General features: G+C 70.6%; 20 protein-coding genes. 8 read left to right on the top strand and 12 right to left on the bottom strand.

The features are described 5' to 3' along the window. Positions 1–74 precede the first annotated feature (74 nt). From ACFWYM_RS21635 to ACFWYM_RS21625, 3 genes are all read left to right on the top strand, one after another. Positions 75–923 (top strand): class I SAM-dependent methyltransferase, encoded by an 849-nt coding sequence (locus tag ACFWYM_RS21635; protein ID WP_384839400.1) that lies wholly within the window; start codon positions 75–77, stop codon positions 921–923. Between the two features lie 356 nt (positions 924–1,279). Further along, a complete protein-coding gene (locus tag ACFWYM_RS21630; protein WP_384839397.1) occupies positions 1,280–2,893 on the top strand; it encodes a Na+/H+ antiporter in 1,614 nt (537 codons plus the stop codon). A gap of 128 nt (positions 2,894–3,021) precedes the next feature. Continuing rightward, entirely contained in the window at positions 3,022–3,378 is a 357-nt protein-coding gene (locus tag ACFWYM_RS21625; RefSeq protein ID WP_384839394.1) for a signal peptidase I, read from the top strand. Between the two features lie 82 nt (positions 3,379–3,460). On the opposite strand, the gene ACFWYM_RS21620 is transcribed toward ACFWYM_RS21625, so the two are convergent. After that, positions 3,461–4,033 (bottom strand): HXXEE domain-containing protein, encoded by a 573-nt coding sequence (locus ACFWYM_RS21620; protein WP_384839391.1) that lies wholly within the window; start codon positions 4,031–4,033, stop codon positions 3,461–3,463. A gap of 54 nt (positions 4,034–4,087) precedes the next feature. Here ACFWYM_RS21620 and ACFWYM_RS21615 point away from each other — a divergent pair, with 54 nt between their 5' ends. Continuing rightward, positions 4,088–4,759, top strand: a complete 672-nt coding sequence (locus tag ACFWYM_RS21615) for a TetR/AcrR family transcriptional regulator (RefSeq protein WP_384839388.1) — start codon at positions 4,088–4,090, stop codon at positions 4,757–4,759. 51 nt (positions 4,760–4,810) lie between these two features. Here the strand turns inward: ACFWYM_RS21615 and ACFWYM_RS21610 are convergent, their stop codons facing one another. Next, complete coding sequence (locus ACFWYM_RS21610) at positions 4,811–5,332, bottom strand: cupin domain-containing protein (protein WP_384839385.1); 522 nt, start codon at positions 5,330–5,332, stop codon at positions 4,811–4,813. Positions 5,333–5,476: 144 nt separating this feature from the next. Here ACFWYM_RS21610 and ACFWYM_RS21605 point away from each other — a divergent pair, with 144 nt between their 5' ends. Both ACFWYM_RS21605 and ACFWYM_RS21600 read left to right on the top strand, forming a co-directional pair. Further along, entirely contained in the window at positions 5,477–5,983 is a 507-nt protein-coding gene (locus ACFWYM_RS21605) for a MarR family winged helix-turn-helix transcriptional regulator (RefSeq protein ID WP_384839382.1), read from the top strand. Positions 5,984–6,137: 154 nt separating this feature from the next. Continuing rightward, complete coding sequence (locus tag ACFWYM_RS21600; protein WP_384839379.1) at positions 6,138–6,440, top strand: alpha/beta fold hydrolase; 303 nt, start codon at positions 6,138–6,140, stop codon at positions 6,438–6,440. A gap of 268 nt (positions 6,441–6,708) precedes the next feature. On the opposite strand, the gene ACFWYM_RS21595 is transcribed toward ACFWYM_RS21600, so the two are convergent. The 4 genes from ACFWYM_RS21595 to ACFWYM_RS21580 all read right to left on the bottom strand — a co-directional run bounded on the left by ACFWYM_RS21595 (position 6,709) and on the right by ACFWYM_RS21580 (position 10,390). After that, on the bottom strand, positions 6,709–7,323 hold the full coding sequence (locus tag ACFWYM_RS21595; RefSeq protein ID WP_384839377.1) for an FMN-binding negative transcriptional regulator: 615 nt from the start codon (positions 7,321–7,323) through the stop codon (positions 6,709–6,711). A 29-nt stretch (positions 7,324–7,352) separates the two neighbouring features. Further along, positions 7,353–8,324, bottom strand: a complete 972-nt coding sequence (locus ACFWYM_RS21590) for an aldo/keto reductase (protein ID WP_384839374.1) — start codon at positions 8,322–8,324, stop codon at positions 7,353–7,355. Positions 8,325–8,499: 175 nt separating this feature from the next. After that, positions 8,500–9,705 (bottom strand): metallophosphoesterase, encoded by a 1,206-nt coding sequence (locus ACFWYM_RS21585; protein ID WP_384839372.1) that lies wholly within the window; start codon positions 9,703–9,705, stop codon positions 8,500–8,502. Positions 9,706–9,844: 139 nt separating this feature from the next. After that, positions 9,845–10,390 carry a TetR/AcrR family transcriptional regulator gene (locus ACFWYM_RS21580; protein ID WP_384839369.1) on the bottom strand — a complete coding sequence of 182 codons (546 nt, stop codon included), beginning with the start codon at positions 10,388–10,390 and terminating at the stop codon, positions 9,845–9,847. 97 nt (positions 10,391–10,487) lie between these two features. Here ACFWYM_RS21580 and ACFWYM_RS21575 point away from each other — a divergent pair, with 97 nt between their 5' ends. Then, entirely contained in the window at positions 10,488–11,195 is a 708-nt protein-coding gene (locus tag ACFWYM_RS21575; protein WP_384839366.1) for an MBL fold metallo-hydrolase, read from the top strand. A gap of 109 nt (positions 11,196–11,304) precedes the next feature. On the opposite strand, the gene ACFWYM_RS21570 is transcribed toward ACFWYM_RS21575, so the two are convergent. Next, positions 11,305–12,294 carry a LysR family transcriptional regulator gene (locus ACFWYM_RS21570; RefSeq protein ID WP_384839363.1) on the bottom strand — a complete coding sequence of 330 codons (990 nt, stop codon included), beginning with the start codon at positions 12,292–12,294 and terminating at the stop codon, positions 11,305–11,307. A gap of 241 nt (positions 12,295–12,535) precedes the next feature. Between ACFWYM_RS21570 and snpA the strand changes: the two genes are divergently transcribed. Further along, complete coding sequence (gene snpA / locus ACFWYM_RS21565) at positions 12,536–13,201, top strand: snapalysin (protein ID WP_384839360.1); 666 nt, start codon at positions 12,536–12,538, stop codon at positions 13,199–13,201. Between the two features lie 85 nt (positions 13,202–13,286). On the opposite strand, the gene ACFWYM_RS21560 is transcribed toward snpA, so the two are convergent. The 5 genes from ACFWYM_RS21560 to ACFWYM_RS21540 all read right to left on the bottom strand — a co-directional run bounded on the left by ACFWYM_RS21560 (position 13,287) and on the right by ACFWYM_RS21540 (position 18,391). Then, positions 13,287–14,066, bottom strand: a complete 780-nt coding sequence (locus tag ACFWYM_RS21560) for a response regulator transcription factor (RefSeq protein ID WP_384839356.1) — start codon at positions 14,064–14,066, stop codon at positions 13,287–13,289. Positions 14,067–14,133: 67 nt separating this feature from the next. Further along, complete coding sequence (locus tag ACFWYM_RS21555; protein ID WP_384839353.1) at positions 14,134–15,855, bottom strand: amidohydrolase; 1,722 nt, start codon at positions 15,853–15,855, stop codon at positions 14,134–14,136. A 189-nt stretch (positions 15,856–16,044) separates the two neighbouring features. Then, complete coding sequence (locus ACFWYM_RS21550; protein ID WP_384839350.1) at positions 16,045–16,920, bottom strand: trypsin-like serine peptidase; 876 nt, start codon at positions 16,918–16,920, stop codon at positions 16,045–16,047. Between the two features lie 204 nt (positions 16,921–17,124). Then, on the bottom strand, positions 17,125–17,421 hold the full coding sequence (locus ACFWYM_RS21545) for a hypothetical protein (RefSeq protein ID WP_384839347.1): 297 nt from the start codon (positions 17,419–17,421) through the stop codon (positions 17,125–17,127). Between the two features lie 190 nt (positions 17,422–17,611). Further along, positions 17,612–18,391, bottom strand: a complete 780-nt coding sequence (locus tag ACFWYM_RS21540) for a trypsin-like serine peptidase (protein WP_384839344.1) — start codon at positions 18,389–18,391, stop codon at positions 17,612–17,614. Positions 18,392–18,420: the final 29 nt, after the last annotated feature.

Below are 18,420 nucleotides of genomic sequence, written 5' to 3'. Positions count from 1 at the left end.
CCTCTCCCCGCCTGGCCCGACGGTCCGACACTCCCCCCTCAGGCCCCTCGGAACCGAACATCTAGGCTGACGCCGTGACTGATGAGCAGGAGCGGGTGCAGCCATCGGGCGTGTGGGCCACGGCGGTGGGCGTGGCCCGGGTGCGGGCGCTGGAGACCCAGCGCGAGAACGCGCTCTTCCGTGACCCACTGGCGCAGGCGTTCGCCACCGCAGGCGGCCTGTGGCCCTCCTCGCCACCGCCCCATGACGAGGCCGCGCGACGCCGTCGGCTGGCCGTGTCGCACTCCATCGTCATCAGGACGAAGTTCCTCGACGACCTGTTGCAGCAGGCATCCGCGTCCGGTGTCCGGCAGGTCGTGCTGCTCGGCGCCGGCATGGACAGCCGGGCCTTCCGGATCGACTGGCCCGAAGGCACCCGGCTGTTCGAGGTCGACACCGCCGCACCACTCGACTTCAAGGCGTCGGTACTGCGCCAGGAGCGGGCCGTCGCACGCTGCGAGCGGACCACCGTCGCGGTGGATCTGCGTGCGGACTGGCCGGCCGCGCTGGCCGCCGCAGGGCACGACCCGGCCCTGCCGACCGCGTGGATCGCCGAAGGACTGCTGATCTATCTGCCTGAGGACGCGGTCGAGTTGCTGCTGGCCCGGATCAGCGCGCAGTCGGCGCCCGGCAGCCGGATGGGGCTGACCTTGGGCTCGCGCGGCGTGATCGAGCACTTCGGCGCGGACGCCGCGCCGGGATCGGCGGCGTCCATGTGGGTCTCGGAGATGCCCGACGACCCGGTGGGCTGGCTGGCCGGGCACGGCTGGGAGGCCGACAGCCACACCCTGCGTGAGCGCGCTGCCGCCTACGGCCGCCCGTTCAACACCCCGCCGCAGCGCCAGGAGCGGCCAGGTGGACTGATCTCGGCGGTTCGTCGGTAGAGCGTCTCCCCCACCGCCTTGTTCTTGGTGGGGGTGTCCGTCATGGGCGTGGTCTCTGTCGAGAGGGGCTTCCGTTGCCTTCGTTCTCGGCGAGCGTTCGACCCACGGCCGTTCATGATCTCCGTTGGCTGTTGTTCCTTCCGATGCCACGGCCCGCTGTTCCTTCCGATGCCACGGCCCGCGAGGCAGCCGGCCCCCTCCTTGTGCGCTCGCGCCGGGCGGGCCGCTGGACCGAGGGCGAGTCGGCGCAAGGGTTCGCGGTGACTGCGCGAAGATCCTCGGGAGGTGGCGCGTCCGCGGCCTCTGTCGTCCCCGCCCGCCGTCGTGGGCGCTGCTCCGGAGGGGGTTGACCACGGATGCTCGGGCAGGAACTCGTCGTGCTGCTCGGCCTGGCCGTGCTGGTGTGCGGCGGGCTGGCCGGGAAGGTACGCGTCAGCGAACCCGTACTGCAACTGACCGCCGGCGTATTGCTGGGGGCCCTGCCCGCACTGCGGGCCGTGGAGTTCCCTCCCGAGGTCGTGCTCCTGCTCTTCCTCCCGGCCCTGCTGTTCTGGGAGAGCCTCAACACCTCGGTGCGGGAGATCCGCCGTTCCCTGCGCGGCATTGTCTTGTCCAGCACGCTCCTCGTCGTGGCCACCGCCGCCGTGGTCGCCGCCGTGGCCCACGCCTTCGGCTTGCCGTGGGGCCCGGCGTGGGTGCTGGGCGCGGCCCTCGCTCCCACCGACGCCACCGCCCTGGCCGCCGTCGAACGGCTCCTGCCCGCGCGTAACCTGACGGTCCTCAAGGCCGAGAGCCTGGTGAACGACGGGACCGCGCTGGTCGTGTACGGCGTGGCGGTCGGTGTCACGGTCGGCGAGATCGACTTCGACCCGGGCGACGTGACGGGGCGGTTCCTGCTCGCCTATGCGGGCGGCGCGGCGACGGGCGCGCTCGTCGCCTACCTGATCACCCGTCCCGCCGTCACCCGGTGGACGGCGGAACCGCGGCTGTCCAACGTACTGGGACTGCTGACCCCCTTCACCGCCTATCTGCTCGCCGAGTCCTTCGACGCATCGGGCGTCCTCGCCGTCGTCACGTGCGGGCTGATCTACACCCGGTTCGGGCCCCGGCTGACCACCGCCACCACCCGCCGTCTGGGCCAGGGCTTCTGGGACCTGCTCACCTACCTCCTCAACGGCACGCTCTTCGTGCTCGTGGGACTGGAACTCCAGGCGGCGGTGCGGGGCTTGACCAGTGTCGACATCGCACAGGGCCTGCTGACCGTCGCCGTGCTGACCGCGGTGCTCGTGGCGGTGCGCATCGCGTTCCTGTTCACCACCACCTACGCGATCCGCGCGCTCGACCGCCGTCCCTCGCAGCAGCTGCGGCGGGTGGGGCACCGCAGCCGGATGGTCCACGGCCTGGCCGGCTTCCGCGGGGCGGTGTCCCTGGCCGTCGCGCTGTCCGTGCCTTCCACCCTCGATTCGGGTGCGCCGTTCCCGGAGCGGGACACCATCGTCTTCGTCACCACCGGCGTCATCATCACCACCCTCGTCGTCCAGGGGCTGCTGTTGCCCGGGGTGGTGCGCTGGGCACGGCTGCCCCGAGACACGTCACTGCACGCCGAGCGCAGAGCCGCGAAGATCACCGCCCATGAGAGCGCGCTGGCGGTGCTGGACGAAGCCGCGCAGGAACTGGGCAGCGACCCCGAGGTGGTCGAGGAGTTGCGCGCAGAGTACGAGCGGGCGCTGCGCGTCCTGTCCGCCCAGGCCGACGAGGACCGGGCCGAGGATCCCGCCTCGGACGCCGCCCGGACCTTGCGCCACTTCATCCAGCTCAGCGAACTCCGCCTGGCCCTGTTGGTCCATACCCGCACCACGGTCATCCAACTGCGCGACGAGAACCGGATCGACGACACGGTGCTGCGCCAGATCCTGCACTACCTCGACGACCAGGAGGCCCAGCTGGTCCGCCCGGGGGCCGGAAACTGAAGGACAAGGAGAGGGTGCCTCTCAGCCACAACCGCGGAGCAGCCCGGCATGACCGGCCGGGCAAGTCCTGGACGGTGTTCCAGAAGCACCACCAGAGCTGACAAAAGCAGCTGCTACCGTCCGGACTTGTGAACGACAGCGTGTACGTGGGCAACGCGGGCAAGGACGCGGCACTGGACCGAGGATGGCTCCTCGGGCACTTCAAAGACGTGGACGATCCGCGCCACAGCGATGCCCTGGAGATCAAATGGGGCGTCCATCCTCGCGGTGACCAGCGATCGCAGTGGGTGAAGGGCGAGGAACGCACGGCCCTTCTGGTCCTCATCAGCGGCCGCTTCCGCGTGGAACTGCCCGGCCGCAGCGTTCTGTTGGAGGAGCGGGGTGACTACGTCGTGTGGGGGCGCGGAGTCGATCACTCATGGTTCGCGGAGGAAGAGTCGGTGGTGCTGACTGTGAGGTGGCCGTCCGTGCCCGGCTACGCCTAGGAACTGAACTGCTTGTTGAGCGTGCGCCAGTTGCCCACCCTTCCCCGGGTCTGTTTGTTGTCAACGCACGCCGCCTGCAGGCTCATTCAGGCGACGCAGTCGTCCCAGTCAGCCGTCGCGCCAGCGTGTGCACGGTGCCCGCCGCCGCAGGGAGCAGGGCGAGGCTGAGGGCTCGGGAAGCGGGCGGGAGGCCGGCGCGGCGCAGGTGGGACAGTGCCCACACGCTGTAGGGGATGACCACGGTCGGGGAGGTCGCGACGCCTGGGGTCAGGCCACGACAGGCGGCTGATTGGGCGAGGTGCATCACGCCGTGGAGGCCGAAGCCGGTCAGGACGGTGCGGAAGAAGGCGCTGTGGCCGCGGGTCCGGGCACCGTCTGCCGCGGCGGCTGCCATGAGCAGGCCCATCAGACCGATCGCGGTGTTCACCTGGGGCTGGGTGACTTCCATCCGCTTCCATATCGCGTCCGGGACGCGGGGGAAGCGAGCTTTCAGACGCGGTCCGGCGGCGCGGGACCAGGGGGCCATGGTGAGCAGTTCCTCCAGGTCGTTGGCTGCCCAGGCGGCGAACAGCCCCCAGTAGACGGCGCTCGGCACGACGTGGGGCTCAACGGGCGCCGCCGGATGGGCTGTTGTCCTGTGCCGTGCACGAGCCATGGTTCCTCCCCAAGAAGCACAACGCAACGTTGCGTTGTGTTTTACCCTAGCGCCATGCACGAATCCAGCACGAACGACACCACCGGCGCGAACGACACCATCGGCGCGACCGGCACGACCAGCCCTCGGCGGCGAACGGCAGGCACCGGCCCGCGCGCCGCCGAACGCATCCACGAGGCCACGTTGGAGCTCCTCATCGAACGCGGCTACCAGCGGCTGACCGTCGAGGCCGTCGCGCAGCGGGCGGGGGTGAACAAGACGACGATCTACCGGTGGTGGCCGTCCAAGGGGCCGCTGCTGCGGGCCGCACTGCTCCACTCGCAGGTGCTCGACATCGACATCCCCGATACCGGGACCCTCCGGGGCGACCTGATCGCACTCGCGGGGCAGCTGGCCCGCCTGGTGGGCGGAGAGCGCACCGGCCCCGTAGCCCGCGCCATGCTCAGCGGCGGCGGTCAGGACGAACTCGCCTTCCTCGCCCGGGACTTCTTCGCCGACCGCCTCGAACGGGAACGGCCACTGTTCGCCCGTGCCGTCGCCCGCGGCGAGCTGTCCGCGGACACGGACCCCGCCCTTCTCGTCGACCTCATCGCAGGCGCCGTGTGGATGCGGATCCTGCTGCGACAGATCCCGGCCGGAGAAGAGTTCGCGGAGTCCGTGGTCGACGCGGTATTGGAGCCCGTCGGCGTCCGGTTCAGCTCCGCCAAGAATCCACGCCGACAGTGAAGTCGGGCCTCGCGGAGCGTCGCTGCCACCGAGTTCCTTGCCGGCGGTCCTCTATACGACTCCCGGCTCGAAGTCTTCCTCGAAGTAGCTGTCGTGCCGCACGCGGAACTCCTTGAGCTCCTCGCCGCCTCGCTGCGACATCTCCGCGACCCTCTCGAAGAACTCCTCGCGCGGGGCGCCCGGGGAGAACAGCATGAGCATCGACATGGGCTCGTCGGTCACGTTCTTGAAGGCGTGCAGGCCGCCGGGCGGAACGTACAGGAAATCACCGGACCCGCCGGTCACCCACTTGTCGCCGTTGTAGAGCTCCAGCTTCCCGGAGAGGACGTAGAAGGACTCCGACATCGCCCTGTGGAAGTGGGTCTTGGCGCCGGCGGCCCCCGCCGCCAGGTCGACCTGGTACAGGCCGTACTCGCCGCCGGTCGACTCGTGCGTGGCGAGGTAGCGATAGACGTCACCGCGGGACGTGGTGAGGTCCGGCGGGGAGTCGGCGCTGCGGAAGGACGCGTTCACCTCGCCCCTGTCGCCGTGATAGCGGGGCTCGGGGTACTGGAGGTGCTCCGGGTGCGACATCGTGCGCTCCTGTCGTTCAGACTCGACAATCTCAACGTTGAGATAAAAGCATCGGAGTCTCTCAGCGTCAAGTGTCTCGGATCTAAGAGACTCAAGATTGATAAGGTCTCTGGCGAGAGAGCCAATGTCGAGAGGGTGGCAGCAGTGAGCGATGCCGTGGACGCGATCATCAGCCAGTGGGTCGAGGAGCGCGCCGAGGTGGAGGACGACCTCTGGCCGGTGCAGCTCTTCGGGCGCATCCAGCGGCTGGCCGTCATCGTCGAGAAGACAGTGAAGGCGACCGCCGCCCAACACGGCCTGGACGTGGGCGAGTTCGACGTCCTCACCACGCTGCAGCGCTCAGGTCCCCCCTATGCGCTCACTGCCGGCACCTTCCTCAAGGCGTCCATGGTGTCCTCCGGCACGATCACCAATCGCATCGACAAGATGGAGGCCAAGGGCCTGGTGCAACGCGTGCGCGACGGAAAGGACCGGCGCACCGTCAAGATTCATCTCACCGAGCACGGGCACGAAGTCACCCGGGCCCTCTTCACCGACCATCTGGCGAACTACGCACGGCTGCTCGGCGATGTGGACCGCGATCTGGTCGAGAAGTCCGCCGATGCGCTCCGGCCGGTGCTGGAGGCCCTCGGCGACACCTCCATCAAGTAGCGGCCGGCCCGCCCGCGCGCTGCTCCACCGCCCTCAACGCCCCATCAGCGGGCGGTGCTTCGCGGAGGTGTGCAACGCAACGGTGGGCATCTTCGTCAGCGGAACGGGGTTTCGAACGCGGCCTTCTCGTCGAGCGCTCTGAAATGATCGCAGCGTGAGACCGAACTCCCCCGAACCTCCTGTCGCGCGACCTCGCGCCGTCCGCATCCCTGCTCCCGGAGGTGGCCAACTGTGGGCCGAGCGCGGCGGAACCGGAAGCCCGGTGGTGCTCCTGCACGGCGCGGGCATGGACTCCCGCCTGTGGGACGCCGTCGTTCCCGGGCTGTCCCGCCGCCACGACGTGATCCGCTACGACGCCCGCGGGCTGGGCCGCTCCACGCCACCAGAAGGGCCGTTCAGCGACGTTGACGACCGGAGCATCCACTGCCATCGCCAAACCCGACCCCAAGGAGCGTGAATGTCGGTCTGGGAGTGGCAGAACCTGGGAGTGGAAGAACGGCATGAGCCCGTACGACGAGGCCCTGGCCAGGGTGGCCGAGAGCGCCAGCAGCGGGCGGGAGGACCTGCTCGGCACCGGCCCGGAGGGGATGATCGACACGATGCGCACCCGGATCTGCACCGACGACCGGGAGAAGTTCCTGGACGAACGGTGCGGGCTGCGCTCGCTGTGCTGCGCGGGCTCTGCTGATCCGCGCGTCCGCACCGACCTCGTCAGGCGCTGCCGCTCAACTCATCGACCTGCGCAACAAGTGCCCCCGCGCGGCCGCGTCCCGCCGCCCGTCGCGTGCCGAGAGATGCGCGGCGACCGCCGTGCGGTGCGCTTCGTCCACGTTGCCCCCGAACTTGAATTTCCCGGTGACCTCGCCAACGGCCAGGCGCAGCCCACGGATCTGGCGCAGTCGATGCTCGTGCACGGCAGGGTCGGCGATCCCGCTGTCCGGCTCCAGCTCCTGGATCTGCTGCCGCAACACGTCGAGCTTCTCCTCTGGGGCTTCAACTACCTCGGCTGTGCAGCGCAGTTGCACGGACGCGTAATACACGGTGGGAATTCCCCTCGAGGGATCCTCGCCCCCGATCGCCTTCCATGCGCCGGGAATGTACGCCCAGTCGTCGACCACGCTCAGGAGAACAGCTGCATTTTCGCGCACCGCTTCGAAGACCGGATTGGCCGAGGCCAGATGCAGCAACACCGTTTCGTCGTCGGCCAGAACGAACTGCGTAGGGACCACGACGGGAAAGACTCGTTCGCTCCCGGGCGCAATGAGCTGCCCGAATCCGTGACTGCGCACGAATTCCAGCGACTCCTCCCGACTGCCACGGTCATGGGGGCGTATCAGCATGTAACGGGACCCTACACGGAACGGATTTCCTACGAGAAACCGGCGATCGCACGAGGCGTGTACCCCGACTCCAGGTCCTCCACTTCGCCGTCGGTGAGCGTCAACTCCAGCGAGGCGACGGCCTCTTGGAGGTGGCGCAGCTTCGTCGCGCCGACGATCGGGGCGGAGACCACCGGATTGCGGGAGACCCAGGCCAGGGCGATCTGCGCGGGTGAGACCTCGCGCTTGGCGGCGAGTTCAGCGACCCGGTCGACGATCGCGGCGTCGCTGTCCGGGTAGAAGTTCAGGAGGGACTCGTCCCTCTCCGAGCGCGCGGTGGACTCGCTCCAGGGGCGAGTGAGACGGCCCCGGGCGAGCGGGCTCCACGGGATCACGCCGACACCCTGGTCCGCGCAGAACGGGAGCATCTCCCGCTCCTCCTCCCGGTAGAGGAGGTTGTACTGGTTCTGCATCGACACGAATCGCGTCCAGCCGTTCGCCTGGGCGGTGAACTGGGCCTTGGCGAACTGCCAGGCGTACATGGAGGAAGCGCCGATGTAGCGGGCCTTCCCTGCCTTCACCACGTCGTGGAGCGCCTCCATCGTCTCCTCGATCGGGGTCACGCGATCCCAGCGATGGATCTGATAGAGGTCCACGTAGTCGGTGCCGAGCCGTCGCAGGCTGTGGTCGATCTCGGTGAGGATCGCCTTGCGGGAGAGACCGGCGCCGTTGGGGCCCGGCCGCATCCGGCCGGTCACCTTGGTCGCGATGACCACCTCGTCGCGCGTGCTGAAGTCCCGCAGCGCCCGACCGACGATCTCCTCGCTCGTCCCCGCGGAGTACACGTTGGCGGTGTCGAAGAAGTTGATCCCCGCATCGAGGGCGGCACGGATGATCTCCCGGCTCGGCTCCTCCTCCATCGACCAGGGATGACCGCCCTGCGCGGGCTGCCCGAAACTCATGCATCCCAGACAGACCGCCGAGACCTCGAGTCCGGTGCTCCCCAGCCGCGTGTAGTGCATCGTGCCCTCCTGACAGACAGTCGCGTGACAAGGCCACCGCATCACATGGTGCGCACTCGAAGCCAACCCGGACCCGTGTTGGTCCGGTTGCGGAAGAGGGCGGGCGCGCGGCTTGTGCACGTCCTGCACGACGGCCGGCGGATGAACAAGCCGCGCCCGGCGCTGCGGCGAGGGGCTATCGCGGGGCGCGGAGTACCAGCAGGGTGATCTCGCTGGGGGCGAAGACGCGGAACGGCGGGCCCCAGAAGCCGGTGCCGCGGCTGGTGTAGAGGAGGGTGCGGGTGCCGTGGCGGCTGAGGCCGGCGAGGGCGGGCTGGTCGATGCGGACCAGGTGGTGGAAGGGCCAGATCTGGCCGCCGTGGGTGTGGCCGGAGAGTTGGAGGTCGACGCCGCCGGCTGCCGCCTGGTCGACGAACTTGGGCTGGTGGGCCAGGAGCAGCACGGGGTGGTCGGGGTCGGCCCCGTCCAGGGCTCCGGTGAGGTGCGCGCGGTGGCCGGCGAGGCCGGAGGACTCGGCGGTGACGTCGTCCACGCCGGCGACCACGAGGGTGTCGCCGCCGCGTTCGAGCAGCAGGTGGCGGTTGCGCAGGGGCTCCCAGCCCAGCTCGTCCATCAGGTCGACCCAGCCCTGGGCCTCGCTGTAGTACTCGTGGTTGCCGGTGACGTAGACCCGGGCGCGGGTGGCCTGGACGGTGCCGAGCGGGGCGGCCTGGGCGCGGCGGCGTGCGGCCGTGCCGTCCGCGATGTCTCCGGTGTGGCAGACCAGGTCGGCCTGCAGTGTGTTCACCGTCGCACAGACCCGTTCCGACCAGCGGGTGCGGTTGAGCGGGCCGTAGTGCGTGTCGGTGATGAGGGCGACGCGGGTGCCGTCCAACCCGGCTCCCAGGCGCGGGAGTTGCACGTCGAGGCGGCGTACGCGTGGGACCCGGCGCGCCTCGGCGTACCCCCAGGCGAGCAGCAGGGCGGCTGTGCCGAGGACTGCCCAGGTGACGATCCGGGCCCGATCCTGGCCGTCGCCGACGCCGGTCACGGCCAGGGCGAGCCGCAGCAGGACGCCGAGCAGGACGGACCAGGTGAACAGGATCCAGATGCCGCCCAGCAGGGCGTCCCCGATGATTGCCGCCCCGTCCTGCTGCCGTCGGCCGTGGCCGCGCATCATCGCGAACGGCATGCCGATCAGGCCGAGGGCGAACAGGGCGGTGCCGGCCAGCGTGACAGGGAGCGGCCAGTGCTGGCCTGCGTACAGAAGCAGCCAGCAGGGCACGGTCCACAGCAGGACGGGGGCGATCATGGGGAGGTAGCGCATCAGGCGGTGCAGTCGGCTCGGCCGAGTCGCGGGTGCTTCGCTGTCGGCGGATCGCGCTTCGCTGGTGCCGGTCACGCTCCCCCCCTCCTTCAGTTGTCCAGGCTGCCGTCGCGCGCACTGTAGCCGGTCGCCTTCGGGCCGGTCGGACGGGGTGCTCATGGTGGCGAGTGGGCTGGTCCCCGCACGCCTTCGGTGCGGTGGGGCCTCCAGACCCTCAGCGCGACCGAACCCGGCGATCCGGTACGAGCGCCCGGCGCATGCCGCTCAGGCCGTACTCGAAGGCGCTGTCGATGTCTCCTTCGAACCGGAAGGCGCCGTTGAGCTCCATCTCGATGAAGCCGGTGGCCCAAGAGGTCAGCAGGCGCGCGGCGTTGAGTGCGTCCTGCTCGCCGACCAGTTCCCGGGAGACGCGCAGTATCGGGCCCGCCGCGCGGGCGAGGGCTTCGGGTGGTGCGTGCGCGGAGTGCATCAGCCGGAACCCCTCGGGCCGTGCCTGGGCGCGTTGCCGGTAGCAGCGTGCGAGTTCTTCAAGGGTGCCGTCGGTCGCCTCCAGGCTGGTGGTCAGGTCGTCGACGGTGGCCTCGGCCACGGCGGCCAGCAAGGCGGCGCGGTTGGCGACGTGCTTGTACAGCGACGGCGCCCGTACCCCCACCCGCTCGGCGACGCTCTGCATCGTCAATCCCTGCTGGCCACCTGCCTCCAGCAGGTCGCGGCCCGCGGCGACGATGTGAGGGAGCGAGGTCTTCTCCGGGGTCGGCATGGTCCACCCTTCCGGATTCAAGGCTATTGACGTTAGCCATCATAGCTAAGTAGCTTAGCCATCTCGGTTCCCCGTCCTTCTCCCCGGGAGAGGCCCCATGAAACTCGCACCTCATCTGCACCGCCTCGGCAATGATGTGGTGGCGTGCTACCTCGTCGACACCTCCGAGGGCATCACGCTCATCGACGCGGGCCTGCCGGGCCACTGGCACGATCTGCAGCGCGAACTGAACTCCCTGGGCAAGTCCGCCGACGACATCCGCGGACTCGTCCTGACCCACGGCGACTCCGACCACATCGGCTTCGCCGAACGCCTGCGCAGCGAGCACGGCGTGCCCGTGTTCATCCATGCCGCCGATGCCGTGCGCGCCCGCACGGGAGAAAAGCCCAAGACCGCGCTCGGCCCCCTGCGGCCGGGGCCCACGCTCCGCTTCTTCGGCTACTCCCTGCGCAAGAACGGGCTGCGCACGCGCTACGTCAGCGAGGTGACCGAGATCCATGACGGCGACGTCCTGGACCTGCCCGGCAAGCCCGCGATCGTGGGCATGCCGGGGCACTCCCCGGGAAGCGTGGCCGTGCATGTCCCGCTCGCCGACGCGGTCTTCGTCGGTGACGCACTGACCACCCGGCACGTCCTCACCGGCCGCACCGGACCGCAGCCGGCACCGTTCACGGACGACCCGGCCGAAGCCCTCGCCTCCCTCGACAGGATCGCCGACCTCAAGGCGTCCTGGGTGCTTCCAGGCCACGGCGCCCCCTGGCGCACCTCACCGGCGCAGGTCGGCGAGACGATCCGCAACAGCTGAGGCGCTCTCCGGGGCTCGGGAGCGAGCCCCCGTTACGGCTCCTGATACGGCCCCGCTGCGGCACCGGGGCCGTATCGGGCCGCACGGCTCAGCCGTCCCCGCGCCCCGACTACGTGACGGGCTCCGGTCTGTGCTCCGATGCCCGACCCGCCCACTCCAGGGGCGAGTTGGCCAGCCATTCCCCGTAGACCGAGGACCGCTGGGCCGCCTCCCAGTACGCCGCCGCCAGCGCCGCGAACACCCAGCCCATGTCCGCCTCCCGCTCCGGTCGTGACACAAGGAGCAGTCGGGCCGCCACCGGATCGCCGTGCACCGGCCGGACCACGACGCCGGGTTGCTGGCGGGACAGCGGCTGGCAGAACGTGATCACCTGGCCGGCCGCGACGAGCATCCCCGTCGTGTGGTAGTCCCCGAGGAGCACGTCGTCGTCCGGGCCCGGCGGGCCGAACAGCCGCCGCAGCACGTCCCACTCACCGTCCGCCGCCGGGTCCACCATCCACTGTTCACCGGCGAGTTCGGCCATGTGCAGGGTCGGCCTCGCGGCCGCCGGATGGTCCTTGGCGAGGACCACGAACTGCGGCTCCCGCTGGACGAGGACCCGCAGCCGCAGCCCCGCCCGGCCGGGCGGCAGATGGAGCGGGAAGCCCTCGATCTCGTGCACGAAGGCGACGTCGAGCTGGTCGGCGGCGACCATGCGGAGCAGCGCGTTGGAGGACACGTCCGTCTGGAGCCGGATCCGCCCGGCGGGACGGTGCGCCCGCAGTCGGCGCAGCCAGCCCGGCAGCGCGACGCTCGCGGTCGAACCCAGGCGCAGGGGCGCGGTGTTGGCGCGCGCGGCCGCCGTCCTGCCGTCGGTGACGAGGGCCCGCATCTCCTCGACCATGGAGCGGGACCTGTCGAGGATGAGATGGCCGAGGGGCGTGGGCCGGCAGCCCTCCCGCTCACGGTGGAAGAGGAGCCCGCCGAGCAGCCGCTCGATGCGCTGCACCTGAGCCGTCAACGCGGGCTGGCTGACGCCGAGTTGGCGGGCCGCCTTGTGCAGACTGCCGGTCTCGGCGATGGCGCAGAGGGCACGCAGATGTCTCACCTCGAGCTCCATTCCCGGGAGATTACGGCCGGCTCAGACAGCTGCCAAGGGAAGGGAGCGGGCGAGCAGTCGAGCGGGCGCGGGACGGGACAGCAGGCTCCGGCGGAGGGGGATAAGGCGCTCTTATCCCCGACTGTGATCGTTCCGGTTCGGTCGGCCCCACGGAGAGACTCGCCTCGTCCGGTCCCCCGCCGGACGCAACGGTTCCTCACCGCAGGGACCGATCCCCCACTGGACAAGCAGGAGTTCCTCCATGAGAGCACTCAAGGCAGCCGTGGCCGCCGCCCTCTCCCTCGGCCTGGCCTCCGCGGGCGCCACCCTCGCCCCAGCCGCAGCCGCGCAGAGCACACCCGCATCCGCGGCCAGATCCACCGATGCGACGGCGTTACGTTACGAGGCTTCCGGCGAGAACGCCGCGGCCAACAAGGCGTTCTTCGACGCCGTCATGGCATCGGTCGCCAAGAAGAGGGCCGCGAACCCCGGCGCCGCCGCCGTCACCGTCACCTACAACGCGTCCGGGGCGCCCACCTTCCGCCAGCAGATAGCGAGCAGCACGAGCATCTGGAACAGCTCGGTGCGCAACGTGAAGCTCCAAGAGGCCGCCGGCACCGCTGACTTCCGCTACCGGGAGGGCAACGACCCGCGCGGTTCCTACGCCAGCACGGACGGCCGAGGGCACGGCTACATCTTCCTCGACTACCGGCAGAACCAGCAGTACTACTCCCTGCGCGTCGTCGCCCACGAGACCGGGCACGTCCTCGGCCTGCCGGACCACTACTCGGGCCCCTGCAGCGAGTTGATGTCGGGCGGCGGCCCCGGCACCTCGTGCCGCAACACCCAGCCCAACCAGGCGGAGCGCAGCCGCGTCGACCAGATCTGGGCGCGCGGCCTCGCCTCCGCGCTCAAGCCCACGGGCTGACCCCGCCCGGCTCGGGCGGGTGGGCCACCGCCCGAGCCACGTCCCCCTCGTGTACGGGCGAGGGGGGCACCCCACCGGGTTCGCGTCAGCGGGAGGGGCCGATTCCCCAGGTGACAGCGCGGGCGGCGGCCGCCGCGCGGTTGGGGACGTCGAGTTTGGTGAGGATGTGCTCGATGTGCGTTCCCACGGTGCGCGGCGTGATGTACAGGCGCTCGGCGATCTCCCGGTTGGTGCGGCCTGCCGTCAGTTCGGCCAGGACCTCGAGCTCCCGGGGTGAGAGCCCGCCGGGCCGCTCTCGCGGTGAGAGCCCGCCGGGCCGGTGTGCGCCCGCCTCCTGCGGAGACGTTGCCGAGCGGAGGTCGACGGCCGCGGTCAGCGCTTCGGTGAGGAGCGTGACCACGGCGCGCGCCGGATCAGGTGTGCGCCGCGGTCGACGCGTACTGACGTTCAGCATGCCGACGTAGCGGCCGTCGGCGGCGAACAGGCACTGGGCCACGCCGTCCTCGATGCCGAGCGGGGAGAGCACCTGCTGGAAGCCCGGGGACGACGCCAGGAGGTGTTCGGGCACGTCCCCCAGCCAGAGGCCGCCTCGGGCCGGGTGGTGGAGCACGGGGAACACCGGGTCGTGGTGGAGGCGGGTCTCGATATAGGCGGTGGCCTCGTCCGGGTAGCTCCCGGCCGCGGTGGTGTGACGTCGGCGCAGCGGGTCCCATCGGGCCAGCGAGGCGTGGTCGTACTCCATGACCTCGGACAGCGCGGACAGGACCGTGTCGAGTCCGGTCGCGCCGCTCATGGCTCGTCTGGCGGTGTCCCGTACGTGGACGGCCGCGTCCAGGATCTCCGCCGTGCTCGGCTCCGCTGTCATCCCCCAAGGATGATCTTGGGGTCAGAACGCGTCAACCGCGCCGACCATGGCGACCGCGGCGACCGCGTCAATGGCTGCAATTCCGCAGAGTGTTGTGAACGATCTTGCCGTCCATGACGGTGAGGACGACGGGCATCCGCGGGATGTCGTGCGGGTCGGCGGTGAGCAGGTCGCCGTCGAGCACACAGAGGTCTGCGGCCTTGCCCGGCTCCAGGGAGCCCTTCCAGTCGTCGGCGAAGTCCTGCCAGGCCGCGTCGATCGTGTACGTACGGATCGCCTCGGCCAGGCCGATGCGCTGTCCGGGGCCGCTGACCCGCCCGGTGGCCTTCGACTCGCGCAGCACCATGGTGGCGATGCCCTGGCGCCAGTCGGGGAAGGTGACGGGGGCGTCCGAGCCGCTCGCGACCCGCACCCCGGCATCGAGGGCGTCGCGGTAGGGCCATGCGTAGGCGGCGCGTTCGGTGCCGACGAACTCCTCCTCCATGTCGGCGACGGTCCACTTGATGGTCGGGTTCATGTTGACGCCGTAGCCGTGCTCGGCCAGCACCTTCATGCTGCGTGCGGTGAGGAAGTCGCCGTGGATGACGTAGTGGCGGGCGTCGCGCCGCGGGTGCTCGGCCTGGGCCGCGGCCAAGGCGTCCACGACGGTGTCGCAGGCCCGGTCGCCGGTGACGTGGATGCCCAGTTGGTGTCCGGCTGCGTGGGCGTGCGCGACGATGGCGTCGATCTCGGCGATCCGCTCGGTGTCGCTCTCTCCTCCGACGCACAGGCTGCCGCAGCCCCCGCCGATGTACGGCTCGTGCATCCAGGCGGTCTTGTTGGGGACGATGCCGTCGGCGAAGATCTTGACTCCGTGGATCGCGAGGCGGCGCGGATCCGCGTCGGCGCACTGGCCGAGGGCGCTGAGAGTGCTGAGAGTGCGGGCGAACTCCTCGGCGGTGCTCGCCATTCCGGCCGGCAGGAGCAGCACGCCGAGACGGGCGGTCAGTTCGCCTTCGGCCAGCAGTCGGCGGTAGACCTCGAGGGTCTCGGCGCCGAGCGCGCCCCGCATGATGCCGTCGCCGCCGGGGCCGAGTCCGGGCTCGGTGTAGCTGGTGATGCCGAGCCGGGCGAACGTGGCGAGGGCCGATCTGATGGCGTCGGTCCGCTCCTGCCTGCTGAGCGGTGGCAGGGCGTTCTGGACGAGGGCCTGGGCCCCTTCGTGGAGCAGCCCGGTCGGCTCGCCGCTCTCGTCCACGACGATGGCGCCGCCGGGCGGTGCGACGGTGTGCCGATCGATGCCGATGAGCTCCAGCGCCTTGGAGTTGACCCATGTGGCGTGCCCGGAGAAGGAGTACAGGACGACGGCGTGGTCCGGGCTGACGGCGTCGAGGTCGTGGCGTGAGGGCTGTCGCGAAGGGTCGGACACGCACTCGTCGAGGTATCCGCTGTCCCAGCCGTGGCCCACGATCCACTGTCCTGCCGGTGCCTGCCCGACGGCCTCCCGTACCGCCTCGGCGACATCGGTGAGACGGGACACGGCGGAATGGCCGAGGTCGAGCGCGAGCGGCGGTGCCGCCATGCCGAAGGCGCAGCCGTGCAGATGGGAGTCGTTGATGCCGGGGAGCAGCGTCGCTCCCCGGAGGTCGATGGTGCGGGTGCCGGGCCCGATGAAGGGCGCCACGTCGTCGCGCCCGCCGACCGCGCTGATGATCCCGCCGGTCACCGCCAGGGCCGACGCGACGGAGAACTCCGCGTCGACCGTGACCACATGCCCGCCGAGAAACACCAGATCCGCGTACCTGTCCACAAGGGGGTCCTTTCGAAGCCGGGCACCCCAATGACGTGCCCGCGAACGATCTCCCGAGGACTATGTCCACGCGCCCCCTGCTCGCGCATCGGTCATCCCACCGATGCGTCCCCTCGCCGCCGCCAGGCCCACGGCTCAGTCGCCGAAGGCACCGAAGGCACCGAAGGCACCGAAGGCACCGGGCCGCGCCTACAACTGCTCGGCGTGTGCGTGCAGTTCAGCTGCTGTCGCGCCCAGGACCTCGCCGTTCATGACGGTGCCGTCCTGCGCCGCGTCGCCGAAGCTGTTCACCGACACGAGCTTTCCCCGGCCCGACTTCGTGTCGAGATCGGCCAGCCAGGGGCCTCCGCTCGCCCCGCCCTCCATCGGGCAGCGCACGGTCTGCTTGCCGCCGGGCGCAGCCGTCGTGGTGCCCGTGCAGTACATGAGCTTCTCGCCGCGCTGCTCGCGGCTGTCGGGGTAGCCGAGGACGGTCACCGAGGTGCCGGGCTTGCGGTCGACGGCCAGGGTCTGGCCGCCGACCGCGTCGGTCAGTGATGTGCCGTCCTGCTGGTCCGTCACGACGGCGGCGATGTCGTTCTCAGCGTCGTCCTGCCAGCTGCGCGGCATCACGACGGCCCGCACCGCGAAGGTCCCGTGCGGGTGCTTGCCTTCGTCGTAGCCCGGCACGAAGACCATGTTGCTGTAGTGGTTGTCCGGGGAGGCAGGCAGTTGTACACAGTGCCCGGCGGTCATCACCGTGGACTGGTTGTGACTGCGGACCGCGGTGGCGGTGCAGTACGAGTCCTGCCCCTTCTCGTTGGTGAAGAAGAGCCGCCCCACACTCGTGAGGGCCGGGCCGCGCCAGGGTTTGACGGAGGCCGCGTCGTGTCCGAGTGCGGCGCCGCCGGTGACGTCCCGCATGCGGTCCGCCGTCCAGTAGGTGAGGGTCTCGCGGCGCTCGGCCTCGGTGAATGTGACGGTGCTCAGCGGCGCCGCACCGCCCGGTGAGGCGGCGAGCGCGCCCCCTGCTGCGACGGTCACGAGGGACGCCAGGGCAAGCCCGGTGGCCACGGTCCGATGCATGGTCCGCACCTCCTCGCCTGTGCGCGGGGCAGCGGGACTGCGTCAGTGCCCCACCTATCCACGTTAGGCGAGGGCGGGGAGACCTGCCCCTCGAACCCCTCGGACCCCTCAAGAGGCCCGCACCGTACGCGGGTCACGCGGCCTTGTGCTCACATCATGCGCTCCAACAAGGCTGCTGCCCCGCGCACTTCTGCGGTCACCGCGCTAGCGACGGTGGTTCTCCCCGTACTCGCGCCACTTCTGGCCCGTCTCCCGGCCCTTGCGCTCGGCTTCGCGCCCCGCTTCCCGAGCCTTCTCCTCGGCCTCGCGGCCCAGCTCGCGCCCCTTCTTCTCCGCCTCGCGAGCCTTCTCGCGCGCCTTCTGCCCCGCCGACTTCGGGGACTCGGACGGCGCATGAGAAGTGGGCGGGGTGGAGGTCTCCCCCTTGTCGCCGTTGCACGCGGTCAGGGTGAGGGCGCTCGCGGCGAGCAGACCTCCGGCGAGGGCGAAGCGGAACTTCATCGTGCGGGACTCCCGAAGACAGGGGAAACAAGAGAGCCGTCCACGCGGGGGCGCGGAACGGCACTGCACCACCCTCACCCAAGATCCACACTGGCCGGTGCGGCAGAGGACCTGGATCACCGGGACCTTCGTCACTCTCCCCCTCGGCACCCTCCCTCCGTCACCCTCCCTCCGTCACCCTCCCTCCTCGTCACCGTCCCGCCGTCGCCACGGCCCGCTCGTACAGCTTTCGGGTCGAGGCGGTGAGCGCCGGGCTGTACGAGACTGCGGCCGTGTCCCCTCCGCCCTCGTGGCCGCCGATGAGCCCGACGACGCGGCCGTCGGCGTCCACCCACGGGCTGCCGCTGGTTCCAGTGGTGAAGTCGCCGCAGGCGATGCGCAGTTGGCTCGCTCCGTACGCGGTGGGGATGTTGAGGCAGGTCAGCGGAGTCTCCGAGGTGCCGGGGTAGCCCGTGACCCGGGCCGGGCCGCTGGTGGCCGCGGCGTCCGTGGCCAGCGGGTGGGCGCCGACCACGTCCTGCACCTGGCGGGCGTCGCGCGCCGCGACGACGGCGAAGGCCACGTCGTGGTCCTCGTCCTGCTCCGCGCTCCAGCGGTCGTCGACGGCCACAGAGGTGAGCTTCCAGATGCCGTGGGGCGCCGTTCCCTCGTGGTAGCCGGGGACGAACACCAGGTCGTCGGTCTCCCCGTCCAGGCAGTGCGCCGCGGTCATGATGACGTTGCCGTCCGGGCTGTCCACGACGCTCGCGGTGCAGAAGTGCCCGCCGTCGACGTCCTCACGGACGAGCACACCCACCGCGGCGGTGGCGGTCGTGTCGCGGACGGGCCGGGACGTCCCGTACGTCGATGGGTCCTGCCCGGCCGCGAAGGCCGCGCCCGTGCCGAGTCCGGCCAGGGCCAGTGCGGAGAGAGTCACGGCAGTGCCGCGGTAAAGGTGACGGGTCGTGCGGGTGAGGGGAGTCGCGGGCATGGACACAGCTCCTTACTGCCAAAAGACCG

It is taken from the genome of Streptomyces sp. NPDC059009 (assembly GCF_042740175.1).
Classification (GTDB): Bacteria; Actinomycetota; Actinomycetes; order Streptomycetales; family Streptomycetaceae; genus Streptomyces.
This window is presented reverse-complemented; position numbering and strand designations above follow the sequence as displayed.